Below are 19,392 nucleotides of genomic sequence, written 5' to 3'. Positions count from 1 at the left end.
GGGCGTGGCGGTGCGTCTCGCTGGATGGCATCCCGGCGCGGAGAGAGATGGAAACCAAACGACCGTTCTGTTCGCGCCCGCGCCCCGAATATCCCTGGGCGGAGATGGCCTGTCACCTAATTTCCAGGGAACTTATTCCCGACAAGCCCGTCGAAATGACAGTTACCGTAAAGGCCGCGGGCTTTGATCCCTCGGTCCGCGAACGGAAGGCCATGTTGAAGAACCAGCCCACCGTGGCTTCCGACGGGCCTCAGAACCTATCGTTCGCAACATGACCTCTATCTACAGCGGCCGGACGGATATTTCGCCCATTGCCAGGACTATCGTTCCAAAAGCCAACCTTGGCTCTACTGCACAGCAACGGAGGAGTTACAGCCGCTGGCAATAATTGACTTCGACAGCGCATCACCTGGACCTCGCCTACACGATCTGGGCTACGCGGCATGGATGTGGCTCGATCTCGGTGATGACGATATCGAGCCTGATCTGCAACGACGCCGGTTGACCATGTTCTGCGGGGCCTATGATGAAAATGTGGATTTGCCGCGTGTTGTCGATTTTATCTTGCTTCGCCAGCGGATTCTGATGCTCAAGGGCGACGCGTTGGTGATGGGACTATAGAACGCTGGGCGGACGATTGCCTCCAATGGACCATCAGGAACCTGCACAATGCATTCGACACATCGGACGCCAATAGCGGTACTGGCCAGTAACGCAGCTCTCGGGAACGTCCAGTCGAGCGCTCACGCCCGGGGGAGGCAGGCCATTTCGTCAATTTGGATTTGAACTCGCAGAAAATTCCCGTTTAAATTACCGAGATCGATATGACCGCGAATGTTCGGGAGGCGCAATGGATTCTATCAACCCATCAACCCCCTTCGAGCGGGTTCTCATCATGGGAAACGGCGGCTCCGGCAAGACGTGGCTCGCCCGCCGCATCGGCGAACAGCTTCACCATCCTATCATCCACCTCGACGATATCCATTGGGAGCCGGGTCGGTACGGGATTGCTCGCGACAGGACGCTCAGAGACGAGATGGTCACGGCTGCAGCTAACGACGACCGCTGGATCATGGAAGGGGTCTACGGCCAGCTGGTGAACCTGGTTCTGAACCGCGCGACAGCGTTGATCTGGATTGATCTGCCCGAAGAAGCTTGCATCGCAAATGTCAAAGAAAGGGGCATTCAGGGCGGCGAGACCCAGACGCAGTTCGATGGGCTCGTAACGTGGGTGGCGGGATATCGGACGAGAAGGAATAACTGGAACTCATTCGAGGCGCACGCTCGTCTCTTCTCCGCATTTCCCCTCCCAAAATTCCTACTATCAAGCCGTGATGCGGTTACTGAATTTGCTGATCGGCTGTTCATGGATATCGGAGCCGCCGATAAATGAACCGAGCTTTTCAACCGGCGAACGGCGAGACGGGTTGATGCTCGTCAAGGTGTCGAGGACCCGGACGGGAATCGTATCGATGTAGGCCAAGTGATCTAAGGCCGCTTTCCGAGGCCGGGCGGAATGGCTTCTGTCCGGCGTCGCGAAACTCCCACAGACCGTCCCGAAAACTCCGATGAGTAATCGCCAGGAGGTTTTGGGACGGTCTGCCTAACATTTGCGAGGTTGTCGGTCCTTCTGGAAAACACGAGTAGTATTCGTCGCGAACTAATTCGGAGCACCTAATTGCAGCAAAACTTTCTCGAATTTCATTCTCTGCCGCCAGATGCCGCCCTCAGGATCATCGAACGCGCTTGCGACCTGGCGAAGCACTGGGCAGATCGCGAAATGCCTCAAACGCTTTCGGGCAAGCGGATTGCTCTCATCGTAGACGATACTGGATGGCGAAATACCACAGCCATTGAACTCGGCGTGAAGGCGATGGGTGGGATTTGCGTCGAGGCTCCAGTCAAATTCGGCGGCGGCGAAGCCGTTGCGGACCTGGGGGCTATCTCTCCAACTGGTTCGATCTACTCGTCATACGCACAGGGGAGTTGGCCAATCTGAAGGCACTTGCATCCGCGATTGATATACCTGTCATCAATGCACGGACCCGATCAAATCATCCATGCGAAACGCTGGGCGACTTGGCGTTCGTGAGAAGCGTGCGCGGAACCTTGGAAGGACTGAAAGTTGTCGGCATCGCGCCTGATGCCAATATTCTCCGGTCGTGGGTCGAAGCCTCGAAGTCTTTGCCGATAAGGGTTACGCAGGTTTATCCGGAGCGATGGCATATTGCCGATCCCGCACTGCTCAACGCGAACTTCACGACAAGCACCAATATCAAGGCTGTCTTTGATGCTGACGTGATTATAACAGATTCCTGGCCGAATGAGGAACAGGAGAACCAACTTCTTCCATACCAGGTGTCAGCCAGTCTTTTGGACAAGGCACAAAATAACGCGATCTTCCTGCCGTGCCCACCGGTCGCCAGAGGCCGGGAGGTAACGGCGGATGCGATGCTGCACCAGGCTTGCCAAAGCCGACCAGCGAAAGCGTTCTTGCTGCATGCTCAGAACGCGCTCATGGAGTTTCTTACCTCGCGCCACCAGCTCTACTGACATGTCTTCGGGCGAGTACGGCCTTCAGACACGGTTCATTCGGAGGAGTAATCCACAGTTCATGTGCTTCGAGTTTACTGATATTGCCTCATCGAGATTTCGTGCGTCCGCGTGGAGCCTTTCCAATGAAGACAACACATATCATTCCAGGTGATTCAGCCGCAGGATCGTTGCGAGAGGCGCTTCGCGTTGCAGGCCGTGATGACGACTTGCTGGTGTTTCAGGATGATCTGAGTTGTGGCCCCATCGCAAACATGGACCCATCTGCACGAGCAGCTTGGTGGCAGATGGATGGCTGGGATATTGAGAACAGCCTTCACGCCTTCTGGTCGAACGCGAGCAAGGCAGATCGGTTGGTCGTCTGGTTTGGCCAACATTCAGCCAGAGAAATGGCTTTTCGCCTAGCGTGGGCATGGCGAATGGCGGGGCGTCACTACCATGTCATTGATGTGACAGGCCTTCGGGTGCCTGTCAGATGGGGCAACGGCAATGACGGAGTGATTCAGTCAGCTCAAGCCGTTTCGATCATACCTGGCAACGGGCTGGCAACGCTTTTCGGTCGCGAAAGAAACGTTTCTGCTGACGAAGACATTCTGAACCAGCGGAGATGGGAAAAGCTTATGGCCGACAATGCACCGTTCCGTGTCGTAACAGCAGACGGTCTCGGGTCCGCACCAATCGATCACTTTGATGCTTTGCTACTGGCGCAGGCAAATTCGGAATGGAAAAAGGTTGCTTTTATAATCGGCAACGCTCTCGGTCTGAGTAGTGACCCATATTTACAGGTCGGCGACATGGCATTGCATGAGCGCGTGATCAATTTGGTTGAGGAAGGTGCCCTTATCGCAGATGGCGATCCCTCGGAAATGAGGACTTGCCGAGTCCGCCTACCAGGTTAAGCCATCACCAAGATCGGCCCATGCTTTCAAGTGCTGTCTAGTCGCAAGCATTCCAAGCTGAACCTAAGATTTGTGTCAACGTGCAAACTGACACAGCGCTTAGCTAAAGGTAGTCTCGATCCTATGAAAATTCCTGACCTTCCCCCTGATTTGACATTTCAGATGCTCACGCCAACGGATGAGGAATTTGAGTGCTCATTTCAGGCGAAGAAACAGGCCCTCGGTCCTCACATCATTCAACAGTGGGGATGGGATGAAAAGTTCCAGCGCGAAGTCCACGATCAGCGATTGCGCGAGAAGCCATTCTGTCGGATCGAGCTGGATGGACAGCCGATTGGAACCGTCTCGCTTCAACTGCTACCCGAGTTCGTCCGCTTCGGCGAATTTTATCTGATGGACTCATTTCGCGGGCTCGGCATTGGCTCGAAAATCCTTGCACACTGCCTCGAACTTGCGGACGCCGAAGACCTCCCCGTGCGCCTCGAATATCTCCTGTGGAACCCAGTTGGTAGCCTCTACCGAAGGAATGGTTTCGTTGAAGTTGGACGCACTTCAACTCACTTCCTCATGGAGCGACCAAAGCGCCTCGGCTCCCGACAATCCTGAGGCGATCATGCTATCTCGTTTTGACCATTTCCGTCGCCGGAGACAGGAGCCATGTTCGAAAGCCGCATTGGCAGCCTTGCAACCGCGCCTCATACGCCAAGCGCCAGCTATGAAGGTCAGATAAAGCCCGAGCGCTTCACCGGTGTGGCCGAGTTGAGGTTGGCTAAACCGCTTTCTCTCACACAGTTTGGCGTCAACCATGTGCGGCTCGAACCGGGAGCGTGGTCGTCACTCAGACATTGGCATATAGCTGAGGACGAATTTATATACGTGCTCGAAGGCACCCTAACATTGATCGATGATAATGGTCCGCATGAACTGACGCCGGGCATGTTCGCTGCCTTTCCGGCGGGTGAACGTAATGGTCATCACATCCAGAACCGCTCCGACCAGCCGGGCATCTTCCTGGCTGTCGGCTCACGCCGACCGGGTGGAGAAACGATTCACTACCCCGACGACGACTTCGGTCCGATCCAGAAATAGAGTTCGTTTGTCGTGCGGAGACTGATCTCAGGGCGGCCGCTTGGCGTGTCGATGATGCTGCGGGCTAGCGACATCGTCGTAATCGATGCCGCGCTCCCACCGTGGAGCTAGATGCTGATCTCTACGACGGCGATCCTCCGCCAGGAGGAGACATGGATTAGATGAATCGGTTAACGTCAGCTATCTCCTCTGTTGACGGTACGCTCATGCCGACCTTAGTCGAACTCTCCGCTTTCGATCCAAATTGGACGAATGATTTCTCTGCCGCTGAAGTCCTGTTGAGAGCGACACTCGGGAAATATGTCGTGTCGGTTGACCACATCGGCAGCACTGCCGTACCGGGCTTGGCCGCGAAGCCGATCATCGACATCGACATCACTCTATCGAGTTTGGACGACGTCCCCGACGCAAGTGCGGAGCTGGTCAAGCGTGGATTTGAATCGCGTGGAAATCGGTACGACGACGATGTTTGGGCCTTCCTTTGGAAGCGCCGTATACCCCAGCTCAGGGTCTATCTCTGCCCGCCATCAAACCGGACTCATGAGCGTCGGATGTTGTTTCGGGACTATCTTCGTCAACATGAGGAGGTGGCGACCGAATATGCCGTGTTGAAACGACGGCTCGCAGATCAATTCCCATACGATGGAGATCGGTACACGTCAGAAAAGAGCGCGTTCATCTCGGAGATCGTAGGAAGGGTCCTGAACGAAAGCTGGGAAGATGTCACCTCAGGGAGACCACAAGAAGTGGACACGCAGTTTTCGTCGTTCTCGGATAGAAGCTGATTATCATATGGCGGACTTGCGCTTATAGCAGTCATTGCGGCGTTACATAGGTTTCCAAACCGGGAGGCCATTGAATGGCACAAATAATCTTTCTCCACGGAGCGTCGAGCAGCGGCAAATCAACGATTGCGAAAACGCTACAGAAACGCATCGAGAAACCTTTCTGGCATATATCGATTGATCACCTGCGTGACGCTGGCGTGCTTCCAACCGAGCGCTTCAAGAACGGCGATTTTCGCTGGGCTGATGCCCGGATGGCCTTCTTCGATGGGTTTCACGGATCGCTGAAGGCTTACGCGGATGCCGGTAACGATCTCATTCTTGAGCACATTCTTGATACTGAGGGATGGTTAGAAAGACTTGTTCACCTCTTGGCGGGGCACGATGTTTTCTTCGCCGCTGTGCATTGCTCACTCGAACTTTTAACGGAGCGCGAAGCCGCGCGAGGTGACAGGCCGCTTGGCAGTGCCAAGCGGGATTTTGAGACAATACATGTCGGGAAGACATACGATATCGAATTGCGATCCGAGGACGGCACTGAGGCAAACGTCGAAAAGCTACTTGTCGCATGGAGAAATGGCGGTCGATCCTCAAGTTTCGTCGAACTGAGGTCCGCCTCGGGCCGACAGCAGACTTCAGATGTGTCGCTCCGAGTAATTCCACGGTAGGTCGTCGATCCGGCTCTGTTTGTGACCGCTGAGGATGGCGGTGAGCGTGCTAGTCAGGGTTAGCTCTGTTTGCCTCCCTTGACCATGCACGCAACTACAGTTTGAACCGCACCGGGTTTGCCGGAGGCTCCAACTTCTGAGAGAGTGGAGCCGATATGAGCAAGACAACGAACAAGTTTTCACCTGAAGTCCGTGAGCGTGCGATCCGCATGGTCCTGGATCACGAAGCAGAACATCCGTCACGATGGGCTGCCGTTTCCTCTATTGCGGCCAAGATCGGCTGCTCGGCAGCCACGCTGTATGAGTGGGTGAAGAAGACCGAGGTCGATAGCGGCAAACGAGCAGGCCTGCCGAGTGATGTGGCGGAGAAGATGAAGGCTCTGGAGCGTGAGAACCGCGAGCTTCGTCAGGCCAACGAGATATTGCGCAAGGCGTCTGCTTATTTCGCCCAGGCGGAGCTCGACCGCCCCTTCAAACGATGATCTCGTTCATCGACGAACACCGTGGCGTGTTCGGGGTCGAGCCGATCTGCAGGCTTTTGCCGATTGCCCCGTCAACCTATCACGAGAATGTCGCCAAGCGCCTCGACGTGGATCGCCTCTCGCTCCGTGCCCGCAGCGATATCAGTTTGAAGATCGAGATACGCCGTGTCTTCGAACAGAACTTCCGTGTCTATGGCGTTCGCAAGGTCTGGCGGCAATTGCAGCGGGAGGGCATCGACGCCGCCCGTTGCACTGTCGCCCGGCTTATGAGGTCGATGAGCCTGCAGGGGATCATTCGAGGAAAGCCGGTTCGCACGACATTCTCGGACAGAACGGCTCCGAGCCCGCTTGACCGGGTTAACCGGCAGTTCAAAGCCCCTGCACCAAACAGGCTATGGGTTTCTGACTTCACCTATGTCGCCACCTGGCAGGGTTTCGTCTATGTGGCCTTCGTGATCGACGTCTTCGCTCGTCGCATCGTCGGCTGGCGGGCGAGCCGGACAGCACATGCAAGCTTTGTCCTAGATGCGCTGGAGCAGGCACTCCATGATCGGCGTCCCGTTCATGGGGGCGGCCTCGTGCATCACTCGGACAGGGGTGTCCAATACGTGTCCATTCGCTATTCCGAGCGGCTTGCAGAAGCAGGTATAGAGCCGTCTGTTGGAAGCGTCGGCGACAGTTACGACAACGCCCTCGCCGAAACGATCAATGGTCTCTACAAGGCCGAGGTCATCCATCGGCGCGGGCCATGGAGGAATTTCGAAGCGGTCGAATTCGCCACTTTGGAATGGGTCGACTGGTTCAACCACCGACGCCTCCTGGAGCCCATTGGAAACATACCGCCAGCCGAAGCCGAAGAGCGGTACTACGCCATGCTGGACGAACCAGCCATGGCCGCATAACTTAAACCAAATGGCCTCCGGCAAACCCGGTGCGGTTCAGACGACGCGGAAATCTCGGATGAGCTGGCGTTGCTCATCGACCATCGTATCGCCATGGATATGCCGGTGGCCAGCCATTTCCAGGTGGCGGCAAAAACGCGCGGCCTCGCAATCGCCGAAGATGAATCCACGTACCTGGCGACATGCCGTCTTTGCGATATCAGCCTGGCTCTGCGACCAAACCGTTCCCTTCGAAATCTAGTCCAGCGCTTGAAGGCCGTCGCGCTCGAAGATTCTCCGCCTACTCCTGCAGAGCCTGACCGCGCTTCTCCCCGCCTGGAGGACCTCTCGGGGCTCGGAGACGCCAAGACCTGGGGACTGCAAATCGCGGCCGACATCAAGGCTTGGTTGGATGGCGAAATTCAGTGGGCCGACATCGACAAAGGGGTCGTCCTCGCCGGCCCAAGCGGATGCGGAAAGACGACCTTTCCAAAGGCCCTCGCCAACAGTTGCGGTATCGCTCTGGTCACGAGCTCCGCCGGTGCGTGGCAGGCGAACGGGCACCTCGGTGACATGCTGAAGGCCATGCGCAAGACGTTCAAGGAGGCGGCGGCCATCAGGCCAGTGATCCTCTTCATCGACGAGCTCGACAGTCTCGGGGACCGAGAGGCCTACAAGACCAGCGACTACCACGACTACAAGCGGCAGGTGGTGAACGCGATGCTGGAATGCCTTGACCCAGCGGAGGGGTGGGAAGGGATCATCGTGGTCGGCGCTACCAATGACCCCAGCGCGATCGATGTCGCACTGTTACGGCCCGGCCGGTTCGAACGGGTAATCGAAATCCAGCGCCCGAACGCACAAGACCGCAAAGCGATTTTGAAGTACCACTTGCCGGAGCTGTCGGTCACGGATTTTGAGCCATTCGTCGTTCAGTCTGATGACTGGTCGGGTGCAGAAATCGAGAAGCTAGCCCGAGACGCGAGGCGAATTGCCCGCCGATCTGGTAGGAAGACGGTGACAGACGAAGACTTGCTTGCGGCAATGCCGCCGCTCTCCGCCTACACGGAGGAGGAGGGATATCGTCTCGCCGTCCATGAGATCGGACACGCTGTCGTCGGAGCCACACTGCGGCCCGACCAGCTCCTGAACGTCAAAATCAATCGATGGCGGCCTTCCAGAGTTGGATGGAACCGGATCGGCGTAACCTACTTCAACGAGAGGTCGCCACTTATGACGTCGGAATCTTATCTGACGGATACGATTGCTGTCCTTCTCAGCGGAATGGCCGCGGAACGCATTTTCTTCGGCGAACACTCCATGGCGTCCGGAGGGAATGTGACGTCCGATCTCAACAGGGCTACCGATCTCGCGACGATGATGGAACGCTGCTTCGCTTTCGGCGACAACCTTGTCACCGACATCGGCGTCGGCGAACGGCCGATGGAAAACCTGAGACAGGCTGATCGTGATCTCCAAGATGCCGTTCGGCGGCGTCTCGATGCTCAACGTGAAAGAGTGATGCAAATCCTGACATCAAGGCGAGCAGCCGTGGAAAGCTTGGCCAACAGGCTCGCGCAATCCTTCGAGCTTTCTGCGGAGGACATCCTACAGATGCTGCGCGGCGGAGACTTCGACATGGGAGCCGAGCCATGAAAGTCTTGGTCTTTTCCGACCTCCATTTGGAATTCGGCAAGCCTTTCACCGCGGGGCCCCCGAGCGCCGTCGACGCCATCGTGTGCGCAGGGGATGTTCTCGACAGGGGCATCGTGCCGAGCATCGAGTGGCTATCCAACTACGCGGGACCAGAACTCCCGGTGGTATTCGTGGCAGGAAATCACGAGTTCTACCGCAGCTTTCTGTCGGACAGCATCACCGCAGCCAATGCGTTGCGTTATCGCTATCCGAACATCCACTTCCTTGACGACCGGGATGTCGTGATCGGCGACGTGCTTTTCGCGGGGGCGACGCTCTGGACGGATTTCCGACTTTTCAATCGTGATCCGGAAACCGCAATGTGGTGGGCGGAGAAGGGGATGAACGACTTTAGGCGTATCAATCTTTCAAAGAAACCGTTCCGGAAGTTCAGGCCTATCCAAGCCTTCCGGAGCCATGACGCTTCCATGCGATTCTTGTCGGAAAGCCTCACTCGGACCGAGTCCAGGAAGCGGGTAGTCGTTACTCACCACGCGCCATCACCTCGCTCGATTTCCCGCTATTTCAAGGATGACCCGCTTTCGCCATGCTACGCATCGGATTGTGAAGCGTTCATCAGGGAGACGGAACCCGACTTGTGGGTCCACGGACATGTCCATCAGCGGCTGGACTACACGCTCGGCTTTACTAGGGTCATCTGCAATCCGCGTGGATATTCGGGGGAGGCGACAGGGTTTGACCCGGAACTTGTGATCGAGATTTAGAGGTTACGCCACTTGGCCACGATCATGTGGCGCACCTCGCGATTGCTGGAGACAGGGACGAGGAGAGGCAGCCGATTTCTCCGCAAGCGTCAGCGCTAGGTCATTTAGTCTGGACCGCTGCTTCGCTCCTTCGGGAACAAGCAGTGGTTAAGAACGGGAGCTTTCGCCGGCATCGTGGACCGTCAATAGCTACCGCCTTTCTGGCCGCTTCTTTGGCCAGTTTGAATATCGTAATTTCGTCAAGTATAACAGAGTGTAAGAAGATATTGCAGGTGAGGGGCGTCCGGATTTTTGGCCGCTTTTGCGGGAGTTAGAAACCTCAGCCGTCGCGCCACCTTCAACAATCAATGGGGATTGAGATATGTTAAGGCAGAGGCACCGAATTCGCTTGCCTGGAGAAAAGCAGGTGGACGACTAATTGTCGATGGCCGAAGCGGAAAGCACTTATCAAACCCCTCGGAGAGCGGTTGAAGGGGCCGATCATATCCGCGAACGAGATGGAATGCCGCGTCAATACGATGATCGAGCGGAAGCGACGGGAAACCTGTTGAAACCCGCGCCCTCCGTGATCAGGTGCTAGAAACTCGCTCGAGCCGAGTTCAAATGCCGTATGCTCGACACGAGGCTGGGAGTTTTGTAGCCTCTGAAGGCTTCCAATGAAGGGGTGCCAATTGGGAAAGACGGTGCCTATCAAACAGAACGAGCTCGACCCTGACGGACAGCGCACCCTGGGGAGCGGCCTCGGGCCGGACTTCCGCCCGCGCGGGGAGCGCATCGTTATCGCCTCCGGCCGCGATGCCAAGCCGCTGAAGATCAAGCTGCAGCCGACTGATAAAAACCGCGAGCGTTGAAGCTCGCGCACACACGTGAGAGCTGGGTCGACCTCATCTGATCCAGCCACGATTTCTACTCATGGGCACAGCCCGTGTATTCCACTGGATGCTCGTCTACCAAGCGAAGCGCGGCTAGACTCAGTGGCCCCCGATCGATGATGTCGCCCAACACAACGCGGAAGGCTCAGTCAGCGATCATGACTACAGATGCGAAAGCAAACAGTATCCGTTGCCAGACGACGTGTCTGCGAGGACATGATCTCGTCTCCGTCCGGCTACGGAAGCAACAATGTCACTGGAAATCGCCCCCTTTGCCCATACGAGCTTGATCGCTAGGAAATTAAAATCAGATTTAATGACCTTGGCCGGGCCGCCTCGTTCTGAGTCTCATAGTTCAGCTTTTGGGCTCCCTTCTACTCTTATCCGACCAGCCAATCTCTCTGGGCGAAATTAAACGCCCGAACCGGCGAATTCATGTGGATTTGGGCGAGACCGAGTGTCCAGCGACAAGAACTAGCGCCCAAGAGGATGTCTTTAGTTCCATAATATCTATTACGCGATTTTGCCTCCAGGCTTGAAAAATAATTAATGTATTCATATACTTATGTGTGTTCATGCCGACGTGCCGGAGGCGCCGGTGCGTCCCATTCAAGCCGAGGGGGCTCGGTCCCTCACCTACAAACGGCTAACAGATGAGGCTACAGGGTAAAACGTGCGTCTCGCTTTCTCTCTTGATTTATACACTCGATGTGTATTTTTTGTTTATGAAGAGCGGCGACATCATAGCGGCACTGAAAAATGATGGCTGGTATGAAGTGGCTACCAAAGGTAGCCACGTCCAATTCAAGCATCCAACCAAACCAGGTCGTGTCACGGTTCCGCATCCGGAGCGCGACATTCCAGTTGGAACGCTCAAGAGCATTGAAAGACAACCCCGGTCTGAAACTGAAATAGGTAGCATGATGCGTAACTATATCGGACTGATCCATAAGGACGCTGACAGTGACTTCGGCGTTTCATTTCCTGATTTTCCCGGCGTTGTCACCGCGGGCACGGATCTTGATGACGCCCGTCGGCTTGCCGAGGAGGCGTTGGCCTTCCATGTGGAAGGACTAGTCGAGGACGGCGAGGCCGTTCCCGAGCCCTCCTCCCTGGATGCTGTAATGGCGGACCCTGACAACAGGAACGGTGTCGCAATCCTTGTTTCGCTCAAAGGCGAAAGTAGAAAATCCGTTCGCACCAATGTCACTCTCTCGGAAGACGTTTTGAATGCGATCGACGCTTATGCGGAATCTCAGGGCCTGACGCGTTCTGGTTTTCTGGCCCGCGCGGCAAGACGCGAAATGGCGAATTCACAGGATGCGAAGGAATACGCGTTAAGTGCATAAGCCTTCCCGGTGAGCGTCGAAGCGCAATAGCTGTGTTTGCTTTCAACGTGGGCTATCGCAACAAGTCAGCGCTTCCATCCGGACCGGGCCGTTCCGGCGTCCAGCTTCACAAGCAGTTCCTCCTTGTCGAAAAGGCTGAGACGTTATGTCCGCAAAGATAAAGTCAAACGCCGCGCTCAGAACTTACTGTAAGCTGAGGAGCGAACCAGAAACATCTGCCCTGATTTTGATGACCTGAGAGATTGCGGATTGGACTGATTGCGAGCAGCCCTGCTCAGAATCTTGTTCGATTGAGTAGCCCCGCGTTGAGTCCTCGATTGCAGGCGGCCGAGCGAGTTTAGGATACGAGGATCCTGTCAGAGGTGAGTCCCAGGCTGATTTGGACACGCGCCGCGGAAAGCCTCCTCCTGCGGCCGAGCCTTCGTCTCGGCCGACCCCTTCCGCGCGGTGGACCCGCAACGCCCCTAGAGTGAGAGCGCGGACCGGATTTGGCGTGACGGGTTGAGGGCTGGAGAAGAGGTCTCCGGCGCCCGTCATGGAGTTTGGTCCCATGACCCAGATTGAAATTCCTGACGCAGGCCGTGATACGAGCGGCGGCTACAAGGTTGATGTGCGCCGCGGCGAACGAGTGAGCCGCGTCTCGTCCGAGTGGTTTTCGCGCCCGGCTGACGAGCGCTACCTGTCCCTCTCCGAGCTGGCGCGCTCCGTTCGCGATCGTGCCGATCACAGCCGGACCCGCGTTGTGGAGAGCGCTCGCATCCACGTAGAGGCGAACCGCTCCGATCCGGAGCGCCTGGCGCTCCTGCTCCCCGACGCCGATCGTCCTGTCGTGCCGACCCATTGGAGCTTCGGCCAGCTTGCCGCCCTTGTTGGCGCCCCGGCCGCCTACTAGCGCCAGCTTCCGCCCCGCTCGCCGCCATCAACCTGCAATATGGCCTGAGCGCCACGCGGGCCGAGCAGATCAAGACGCTCGAAATCGACCACGGGCGGCTGGAACTGCGCGCCGTCACCGGTCCCGATTATGGCCGGATCTTCGATCACGAGCTCGTCGATGCGGTACAGCGCATCGCCGGCAACGGCACGGGCGACACAAGATGGAAGGTCCCCGGCGTCCTCGACTGGTCGACCGGCATTTATAATCCGCGCGTCGATATCACCAAGGACACGACGACACTCTACGCGTCCGACCGCGACGTCTTCCTGTTCCTCGTCGATGACCTCAACCCGATCGAGGCCGGGCGCCTGCCCGATGGCTCTCCGGATCTTTATTTTCGGGGATTCTATTGCTGGAATTCCGAGGTCGGCGCCAAGACGCTCGGCATGGCGAGCTTCTATCTGCGTGCCGTTTGCCAGAACCGCAATCTCTGGGGCGTCGAGGATTTCGAGGAAATCACCATCCGCCACTCGAAATATGCCGCCTCCCGCTTTGCCCATGAGGCGGCGCCGGCCCTGCTCAATTTCGCGAACTCCTCCCCCCAACCCTTCATCAATGGCATCAGGGCGGCGCGCGAACAGATCGTGGCGCGCCATGACGGGGATCGCACAGACTTCCTGCGCCGTCGTGGCTTCTCCAAGGCCGAGACCGGCAGGATCATCGAGGCGGTGCTGGCCGAGGAAGGCCGCCCTCCTGAAAGCATCTTCGACTTCGTCCAGGGCATCACCGCGATCGCGCGGGACAAGCCGCATCAGGACGCGCGTCTCGACATGGAGGCGAAGGCGAAGAAGCTTCTGGATAGCGCCGCCTGACACACGGGGCCGGAGACCCGATTGACGGCGCTCCCGCTTTCGATGTCCACGCCCCTCATTTCAACGGAACCGGTGGCGCTGCCCTCGAGAGTGAGGGGCGGCGCTGCGCGTCGTGACGGGTTAAAGGTCGAAAGAGAGACTTTCGGCAGCCCGTCGCGGAGAAACCCGATGGCTATTGCAGTTCAGAAGATGACCCTGTCGTCCTCGCGCGACATTCCCTTCAACAAGCTGGTGCTGAACCAGTCAAACGTTCGACGCGTAGTCTCGTCCGAGACGCACATCTCCAGGCGGGGGGCTGCGTGATGACCCGTCAGGACGCTTCCGATCTCGCCCATCGGCTTGGCCGGCAGGCAGAAGCAGTGTGCCGCCACTATCTCTCCAGCGGCCGCCGCGTAGGTGGCTACTGGCTGGTCGGCGATGTGCACAACACGCCCGGTCGCTCTCTCTACGTCAGGCTTAAGGACTCACCAAAGGGCCCGGCCGGCAAATGGACCGACGCCGCCACGGGCGAACATGGCGATCTCCTCGACGTGATCCGTGAAAGCTGCGGTCTCGTCTCCTTCCAGGAGGCCGTCGACGAGGCACGGACCTTTCTCGCCATGCCGCAGCCTAGGCCTGCCCAGCCGGCCATGCATCAACTCCCGGCGCTGCACGGTTCGCCCAGGGCCGCACGACGGCTGTTCGCCATGTCGCAGCCCATCGCGGGCACACTCGTGCAATCCTATTTGCGCGAACGCGGCATCACGGATCTGCGCGGAACCGGAAATCTCCGCTATCACCCGCGTTGCTACTATCGGCTCGACGAGCATGTCCCGACCGAGACCTGGCCCGCCATGATCGCGGCCATCACCGATCAGGACGCCATGATCACCGGGGCGCATCGCACCTGGCTTGACCCGACAGGCCAGGGAAAGGCGCCGATCGATAGGCCGCGGCGGGCGATGGGCAACCTTCTCGGCAACGCCGTCCGCTTTGGCGCGAGCGGCGACGTCATGGCGGCCGGCGAAGGCATCGAGACTGTCCTCTCGATGCGACAGGTCCTGCCTGACATGCCGATGCTGGCAGCGCTCTCTGCAACTCATCTTGGCGCCGTCCTGTTCCAGGATACGCTGCGGCGGCTCTACATTCTGCGCGACGATGATACGGCCGGCGACGGCGCATGCGACCGCCTGATCGAACGGGCGAACGCGGTCGGGATCGAGGCGATCGTCCTCTCGCCGCAGCTCGGCGATTTTAACGAGGATCTCCGCATTCTTGGTCTCGATTTGCTGCGCGCCCAGACCCGAATGAAGATCGATCCGCGGGATGTCGGACGCTTCATGGAGCCGGCGGCGTAGCTGGCGAGCGGAAACGTGCTGCAGTGCCGTTGTGCTCGTCCGGATGCTTCGATCGGAGTTAGCGCGCCCCGGCCTTCGAGAGAACGATCGGCCCACAAGCCGGCCAGCCCGGCAATGGCGGCGGCCGACTATTTTCCGGCGGCCCAAGTCCAGACGCGGAAGGCCGCTCCGGACTTGGGCCTTTCCATCGCGAGGCAAAATAGTCAGGCGCCGCCATCCTCCGCTGTCGCTTCGGCCCTGCGCTCACGCTGCGGGTGCAGGGACAGCCGGCCCGTGGGCTTCGTCGCCATGAAGGCCGCGACGGTCGCAGCCCAACCGACGGAGCATCCGATGAACGAGCACGACTTCGAACCGCACCACGAATCCTCACCCACCGAACACGTCCTTGAGGAGCTGCAGCTTCACGGCTATCGGCCCTTTGTCGACGAATCCGACCAGCGGCTCCTGCCGGACGGCAACGCGGTCGCAGGCGCCGTTGCCGACATCTTCGACGCCCTGATCGCGACCCTGGAGGATACGCGCCTCGAACCCGATCTCGACGATCTCCTCTGGTCGGCCGTCAATGTCTTCCATCGGGCGGCCGAGCGGATCGCACGCGAGCTCGACGACAACGAACAAGCCCAGAAACGCTCCCAGAGGGAACAGGACGGCAGTGAGGTGAAGTCGGTCGAACTCGAACGCCTGATCGCCGAGGGCATGACGATGATCGAGCGCCGGAACGCCTTCGAGCTTATGCGCGACCAGGCCGGCGAACACTACGAGCGCCATGTGGGCAAACCCTGGCTCCCGCGCAGCGGATCGAAGGTCAATCATCGCAATCTCACCTCGGCGATGATCGACAGTCGCGACTTCCTGATGGCGAGGAAGCGCGCCGAGCAAGAAATTCTTCTGCCTCCCGGTCCGAAGATCATCATCACAGGTGGAGTCGACTTCAACGATCACCGGATGATCTGGGCCAAGCTCGACCAGGTCTACGCAAAGCATCCTGACATGGTGCTGGTCCACGTCAAGGCGACGAAGGGTACTGAGAAGATCGCTTCGCTCTGGGCGACACACCGCGGCGTGGCACAAATCGGCTTCGCGCCCGACTGGACGAAGCATGGACGCGCAGCGCCCTTCAAACGCAACGATCTGATGCTGGAGATCGTGCCGAAGGGCGTGATGCACTTCCCCGGCACTGGTATCAACGACAATCTCGCAGACAATGCCAGGAGGCTCGGCATTCCGGTCTGGACGTTCGGCGGCGCGTGAGCGCCGCCGCCTGGGCATAACGAACGGGGACGACGTACCCTCTGCCCCGGCCCCCTTCCCGCTCGCATCGGCCTGAGCCGGCAAGACCAGGTGGCTCTCGTCACCGGACACCCCGCCGCTCTTGTGGGCGATCCTTGATCCAGCAGCACGGTTGGCGGCATCAGCCGGACGGTCCGCTGACGGGCTTGCGCCGTCGCGGGCTGCCGCGGCGATTGCCGCTGCCACCAAATGGGCGTTCCGATGAGAGACGGCCCGGCCTGCGATCCATCATCATCATGAATCGGTGCGGCCGGATCGATTCAAACTTGTCGTTGGACGCGACGGATAAAGCTGGCGATTCTCCTCGCATGACAACCCATTCCTACCAGCTCTATTGCCAGCGTATCGATGAGACCCGAAACATGGCACGCTATTATGCCTTGTCGATCCAGCCGACCCTGTTCGGGGAGATCGCCGTCATGCGCAGCTGGGGTCGCATAGGCAAGTCCGGCGGAGAAAAGAGCGAGATCTTTTCCAGTGAACAGCAGGCGATTTCGCATTTCCTGGCGCTTGCTCGCAGGAAGCGCAAGAGGGGATACGTTCCGGTTGGGATGGATCGACGGGATGTGAATTGAGGATCGCGCGCCGAACCGATCGCCGCCGGCAAAGCCCGGCTGCCGAGCCTGATCAGTCACCGGTGCCGTCTGAGGCCGAGGCAGGTTCGTTTGTCGGTGCCACGGCCACAAGATCCTGATCCCGGCTGAGATCCAGATCGCCCCAGATCGACGACTTGCGTGCGAGGGCCTTCGGTTTCCGGGGCTGCTCGATCTCGACGATGAACGGCTTTGTCTGGCGCATATGTCCTCCGCGCGGGCGAATCTCTTGGCAACGATATCCATTGCATCGGCCTTAGCAACTGGTCGAGCGCGAGAATGTTCCGTTCGGGCGGCCTCGTCGTCGGTGGGTCGGGCGATACGCTCGTCCGGACCTTTCCGGTGATGAATGTGCGGTCGCGCCAATGCTCGTTCCTTCGAGCGTCTGTTATCCGGCAGCCCATCTGCGGGCTCGATGGGGCTTGTCTGACCGGAGAGTGGCTGTGCCTCGATCGTGCTGCCGCAACGGCAATCGCAATTTTCTTACCCCTGCCGGCTTTGCCGTCATTCCGCGCCAACTAACAAACTTGCGACTTGCCGTCCTCCATTACATTTCGGCCCTATGGGTGCGGTCCGATCGTCCCCGGTCTTTGCGACAGCCATCGAGGCCGCGATGGTCGTGGCCCGAAACAGCGAAAGGAACAGGACAATGGCAACCATCGGCACTTTCACTTCCACCGAAACCGGCTTCTCCGGCTCGATCCGGACCCTCGCCCTCAACGTCAAGGCCCGCATCGCCCGGATCGATAACCCCACCGACAAGGGCCCGCATTTCCGCATTTTCGCGGGCGCCGTCGAGCTCGGCGCCGCCTGGCAGAAGACATCCGAGCAGGGCCGCGACTACCTCTCGGTCAAGCTCGACGATCCGAGCTTCCCGGCCCCGATCTACGCGACACTCTCGGAGGTCGAAGGCGACGACGGATACCAGCTGATCTGGTCGCGCCGCGTTAGCCAGGACTGACAGACACAGCCCCGCCGAAAGGCGGGGCTTTTCCTGCTACATCTGGATGCCGGAGCCGGTATCGAATCCTGCTCCGGCATTCATGTATGCGGAGGTTGCGTCCTCGGGGACGCGACTTGCCTCTCTGTGTGTACATTTTGCTCACGCAGGTCCGGAGTCAAGGATTCACAGCATTTACAAGCATTTACAGAAAATTCATAATTGCTGTAAATGCTGTAGTATTCCGGTTTACCGTGCTATGGTTCAAACGGGCAGGAAATATTGAGGAGATTGACGATGGTGCGTCGAACCGGTTCCTATACGACGAGCGATCTATCGCGAAAATCTGGGGATATAATTGCGGAGGCGCTGCGCCACCCCGTCACCATCACGCAACGCAACAAGCCGCGGCTGGTTCTTTTAAACATCGAGGATTACCAGCGCCTCATGCAGCAATCGGATGTGCGCACCTCAGGCACGATCGAGACCATGTCCGAGACCTTGCTGGCAGAATTCGAGTCGGCTGTCGAGGAATATGCCGATAGCGACGAGGGCGGCCGGTGACCGGATACGACCATATCCGGACTGCAGCAGTCATTCGCTATCCCTATCTTTGGAGCCGCGAGGCTAGCTATGGCGAAACGGAAGGGCGCAAGCATCGGCCCGTTGCGGTTGGTGTTCGCATGCAAAGGCCGGATGGCGATCTCGTGCTGTTCTTCCCAATAACGACAAAACACCCGGACGGTTCTCGCTTCGCCGCCGAAATCCCGACAATCGAGAAACGACGTGCCGGGCTCGACGCAGACCTCCGACTTTGGATCATCCTCGATGACTTCAATAGCGACGTTATCGGACGGTCATTCTATCTTGAGCCTGAACCTCCCATCGGGCGTTTAAGCAAGGCCTTTTTTCTGCCCCTCCTTCGCGAATTCGTTGCCCGTCGCAAATCGTCGACAGAGGTTAACCGGTCCCGTTGATCGCCTCGAAAGACGCGCACGAGCATCGAGCTCGGTTGCGTCTTAACGGCGCGATACGGAGAGCGGGATGTTTGCTCTGATCCTCCAACTGTGGCACGGCGAACAGGCGGCCTCAAGGATGCGCGGTCCCGCCAATTTTTCGCGGCCGGACTATGTCCGTCCGCACAAAATCGGTTCCCCCGCGCCCCGCCTTGCGGTCGCTTTCGCGATCCTTGACCCCGCCTGCTCGCCGCACCGCCGTTCGTCATCTTTCACCCTCTCCAGGAGATAGGACGATGACGTTTTCCATAGAAGAACAGATCGAGGAGCTGCGGGTTGAACTGTCGAATTCGGTCGATCCGGCCGAACGCCGTCAGATTATTGCCGAGTTGGATCTGGCACGAGCCGAACTCAATGTGGCGGTGGCGGAACAATTGGGCACGATCGATACCGAGCCGCCCTTCTGAGGCCGGTGGGGCGAGCCCCGATCGCCTTACAAAATATCTCCGTCTGGCGGTCGCACGGTCCTAAT

General features: G+C 58.4%; 20 protein-coding genes, 4 pseudogenes and 1 other annotated feature. Of the genes and pseudogenes, 23 read left to right on the top strand and 1 reads right to left on the bottom strand.

What is annotated here, in order from left to right; genetic code table 11:
• Positions 1-447: 447 nt before the first annotated feature.
• The 19 genes and pseudogenes from J2X71_RS20805 to J2X71_RS20715 all read left to right on the top strand — a co-directional run bounded on the left by J2X71_RS20805 (position 448) and on the right by J2X71_RS20715 (position 16,946).
• Positions 448-621: a hypothetical protein gene (locus tag J2X71_RS20805; RefSeq protein WP_310384490.1), complete on the top strand. Its 174-nt coding sequence runs from the start codon at positions 448-450 to the stop codon at positions 619-621.
• Positions 622-850: 229 nt separating this feature from the next.
• Positions 851-1,393 carry an AAA family ATPase gene (locus J2X71_RS20800; protein WP_310384488.1) on the top strand — a complete coding sequence of 181 codons (543 nt, stop codon included), beginning with the start codon at positions 851-853 and terminating at the stop codon, positions 1,391-1,393.
• Between the two features lie 285 nt (positions 1,394-1,678).
• Positions 1,679-2,553 (top strand): annotated as a pseudogene (locus J2X71_RS20795) (ornithine carbamoyltransferase).
• Between the two features lie 125 nt (positions 2,554-2,678).
• Positions 2,679-3,452: a DUF3658 domain-containing protein gene (locus tag J2X71_RS20790; RefSeq protein WP_310384486.1), complete on the top strand. Its 774-nt coding sequence runs from the start codon at positions 2,679-2,681 to the stop codon at positions 3,450-3,452.
• 123 nt (positions 3,453-3,575) lie between these two features.
• The gene (locus J2X71_RS20785) at positions 3,576-4,058 is read left to right on the top strand and encodes a GNAT family N-acetyltransferase (RefSeq protein WP_310384484.1); all 483 of its coding nucleotides are present in this window, start codon (positions 3,576-3,578) and stop codon (positions 4,056-4,058) included.
• Between the two features lie 51 nt (positions 4,059-4,109).
• Positions 4,110-4,541: a cupin domain-containing protein gene (locus tag J2X71_RS20780; RefSeq protein ID WP_310384482.1), complete on the top strand. Its 432-nt coding sequence runs from the start codon at positions 4,110-4,112 to the stop codon at positions 4,539-4,541.
• Positions 4,542-4,702: 161 nt separating this feature from the next.
• The gene (locus J2X71_RS20775) at positions 4,703-5,326 is read left to right on the top strand and encodes a GrpB family protein (RefSeq protein WP_310384480.1); all 624 of its coding nucleotides are present in this window, start codon (positions 4,703-4,705) and stop codon (positions 5,324-5,326) included.
• A gap of 74 nt (positions 5,327-5,400) precedes the next feature.
• Entirely contained in the window at positions 5,401-5,994 is a 594-nt protein-coding gene (locus J2X71_RS20770) for a phosphotransferase-like protein (protein WP_310384478.1), read from the top strand.
• A 155-nt stretch (positions 5,995-6,149) separates the two neighbouring features.
• Positions 6,150-7,378, top strand: a protein-coding gene (locus J2X71_RS20765) for an IS3 family transposase (RefSeq protein WP_130679134.1) whose coding sequence is annotated in 2 segments (ribosomal slippage) — positions 6,150-6,441 and positions 6,441-7,378 — 1,230 coding nt in all. Because the reading frame shifts where the segments join, the coding sequence is not laid out codon by codon here.
• Positions 6,431-6,547 (top strand) — a sequence feature (AL1L pseudoknot). (Overlaps the previous gene by 117 nt.)
• Positions 7,379-7,447: 69 nt before the next feature.
• Positions 7,448-9,013 (top strand): AAA family ATPase, encoded by a 1,566-nt coding sequence (locus J2X71_RS20760; RefSeq protein ID WP_310384471.1) that lies wholly within the window; start codon positions 7,448-7,450, stop codon positions 9,011-9,013.
• Positions 9,010-9,777 (top strand): metallophosphoesterase, encoded by a 768-nt coding sequence (locus tag J2X71_RS20755; protein WP_310384469.1) that lies wholly within the window; start codon positions 9,010-9,012, stop codon positions 9,775-9,777. The genes J2X71_RS20760 and J2X71_RS20755 overlap by 4 nt, the downstream gene beginning before the upstream one ends.
• A 683-nt stretch (positions 9,778-10,460) precedes the next feature.
• Entirely contained in the window at positions 10,461-10,628 is a 168-nt protein-coding gene (locus tag J2X71_RS20750; RefSeq protein ID WP_310384468.1) for a hypothetical protein, read from the top strand.
• A gap of 746 nt (positions 10,629-11,374) precedes the next feature.
• Positions 11,375-11,564: pseudogene (locus J2X71_RS20745) on the top strand (type II toxin-antitoxin system HicA family toxin).
• Positions 11,565-11,572: 8 nt separating this feature from the next.
• Positions 11,573-11,998, top strand: a complete 426-nt coding sequence (locus J2X71_RS20740) for a type II toxin-antitoxin system HicB family antitoxin (protein ID WP_310384733.1) — start codon at positions 11,573-11,575, stop codon at positions 11,996-11,998.
• Between the two features lie 550 nt (positions 11,999-12,548).
• Positions 12,549-13,744: pseudogene (locus tag J2X71_RS20735) on the top strand (DUF932 domain-containing protein).
• Between the two features lie 42 nt (positions 13,745-13,786).
• Positions 13,787-14,038 (top strand): annotated as a pseudogene (locus tag J2X71_RS38140) (hypothetical protein); the annotation flags it as partial.
• Between the two features lie 8 nt (positions 14,039-14,046).
• On the top strand, positions 14,047-15,081 hold the full coding sequence (locus tag J2X71_RS20725; RefSeq protein WP_310384464.1) for a toprim domain-containing protein: 1,035 nt from the start codon (positions 14,047-14,049) through the stop codon (positions 15,079-15,081).
• Positions 15,082-15,411: 330 nt separating this feature from the next.
• Complete coding sequence (locus J2X71_RS20720; protein ID WP_310384462.1) at positions 15,412-16,332, top strand: DUF2493 domain-containing protein; 921 nt, start codon at positions 15,412-15,414, stop codon at positions 16,330-16,332.
• Positions 16,333-16,679: 347 nt separating this feature from the next.
• Positions 16,680-16,946: a WGR domain-containing protein gene (locus J2X71_RS20715; RefSeq protein ID WP_310384460.1), complete on the top strand. Its 267-nt coding sequence runs from the start codon at positions 16,680-16,682 to the stop codon at positions 16,944-16,946.
• A gap of 52 nt (positions 16,947-16,998) precedes the next feature.
• Here the strand turns inward: J2X71_RS20715 and J2X71_RS20710 are convergent, their stop codons facing one another.
• A complete protein-coding gene (locus J2X71_RS20710; RefSeq protein WP_310384457.1) occupies positions 16,999-17,169 on the bottom strand; it encodes a hypothetical protein in 171 nt (56 codons plus the stop codon).
• A 444-nt stretch (positions 17,170-17,613) separates the two neighbouring features.
• Between J2X71_RS20710 and J2X71_RS20705 the strand changes: the two genes are divergently transcribed.
• The 4 genes from J2X71_RS20705 (at position 17,614) to J2X71_RS20690 (ending at position 19,327) form a co-directional block, all read left to right on the top strand.
• Positions 17,614-17,925, top strand: a complete 312-nt coding sequence (locus J2X71_RS20705) for a DUF736 domain-containing protein (protein WP_025668403.1) — start codon at positions 17,614-17,616, stop codon at positions 17,923-17,925.
• A gap of 276 nt (positions 17,926-18,201) precedes the next feature.
• On the top strand, positions 18,202-18,468 hold the full coding sequence (locus J2X71_RS20700; protein ID WP_310384454.1) for a type II toxin-antitoxin system prevent-host-death family antitoxin: 267 nt from the start codon (positions 18,202-18,204) through the stop codon (positions 18,466-18,468).
• Complete coding sequence (locus tag J2X71_RS20695; RefSeq protein ID WP_310384453.1) at positions 18,465-18,881, top strand: hypothetical protein; 417 nt, start codon at positions 18,465-18,467, stop codon at positions 18,879-18,881. The genes J2X71_RS20700 and J2X71_RS20695 overlap by 4 nt, the downstream gene beginning before the upstream one ends.
• A gap of 275 nt (positions 18,882-19,156) precedes the next feature.
• On the top strand, positions 19,157-19,327 hold the full coding sequence (locus J2X71_RS20690) for a hypothetical protein (RefSeq protein ID WP_310384451.1): 171 nt from the start codon (positions 19,157-19,159) through the stop codon (positions 19,325-19,327).
• Positions 19,328-19,392: the final 65 nt, after the last annotated feature.

The organism is Rhizobium sp. 1399 (assembly GCF_031455475.1).
GTDB lineage: Bacteria > Pseudomonadota > Alphaproteobacteria > Rhizobiales > Rhizobiaceae > Rhizobium.
Note: the sequence above shows the minus strand (reverse complement) of the source record. Positions and strands in the feature narration are given on the sequence as shown.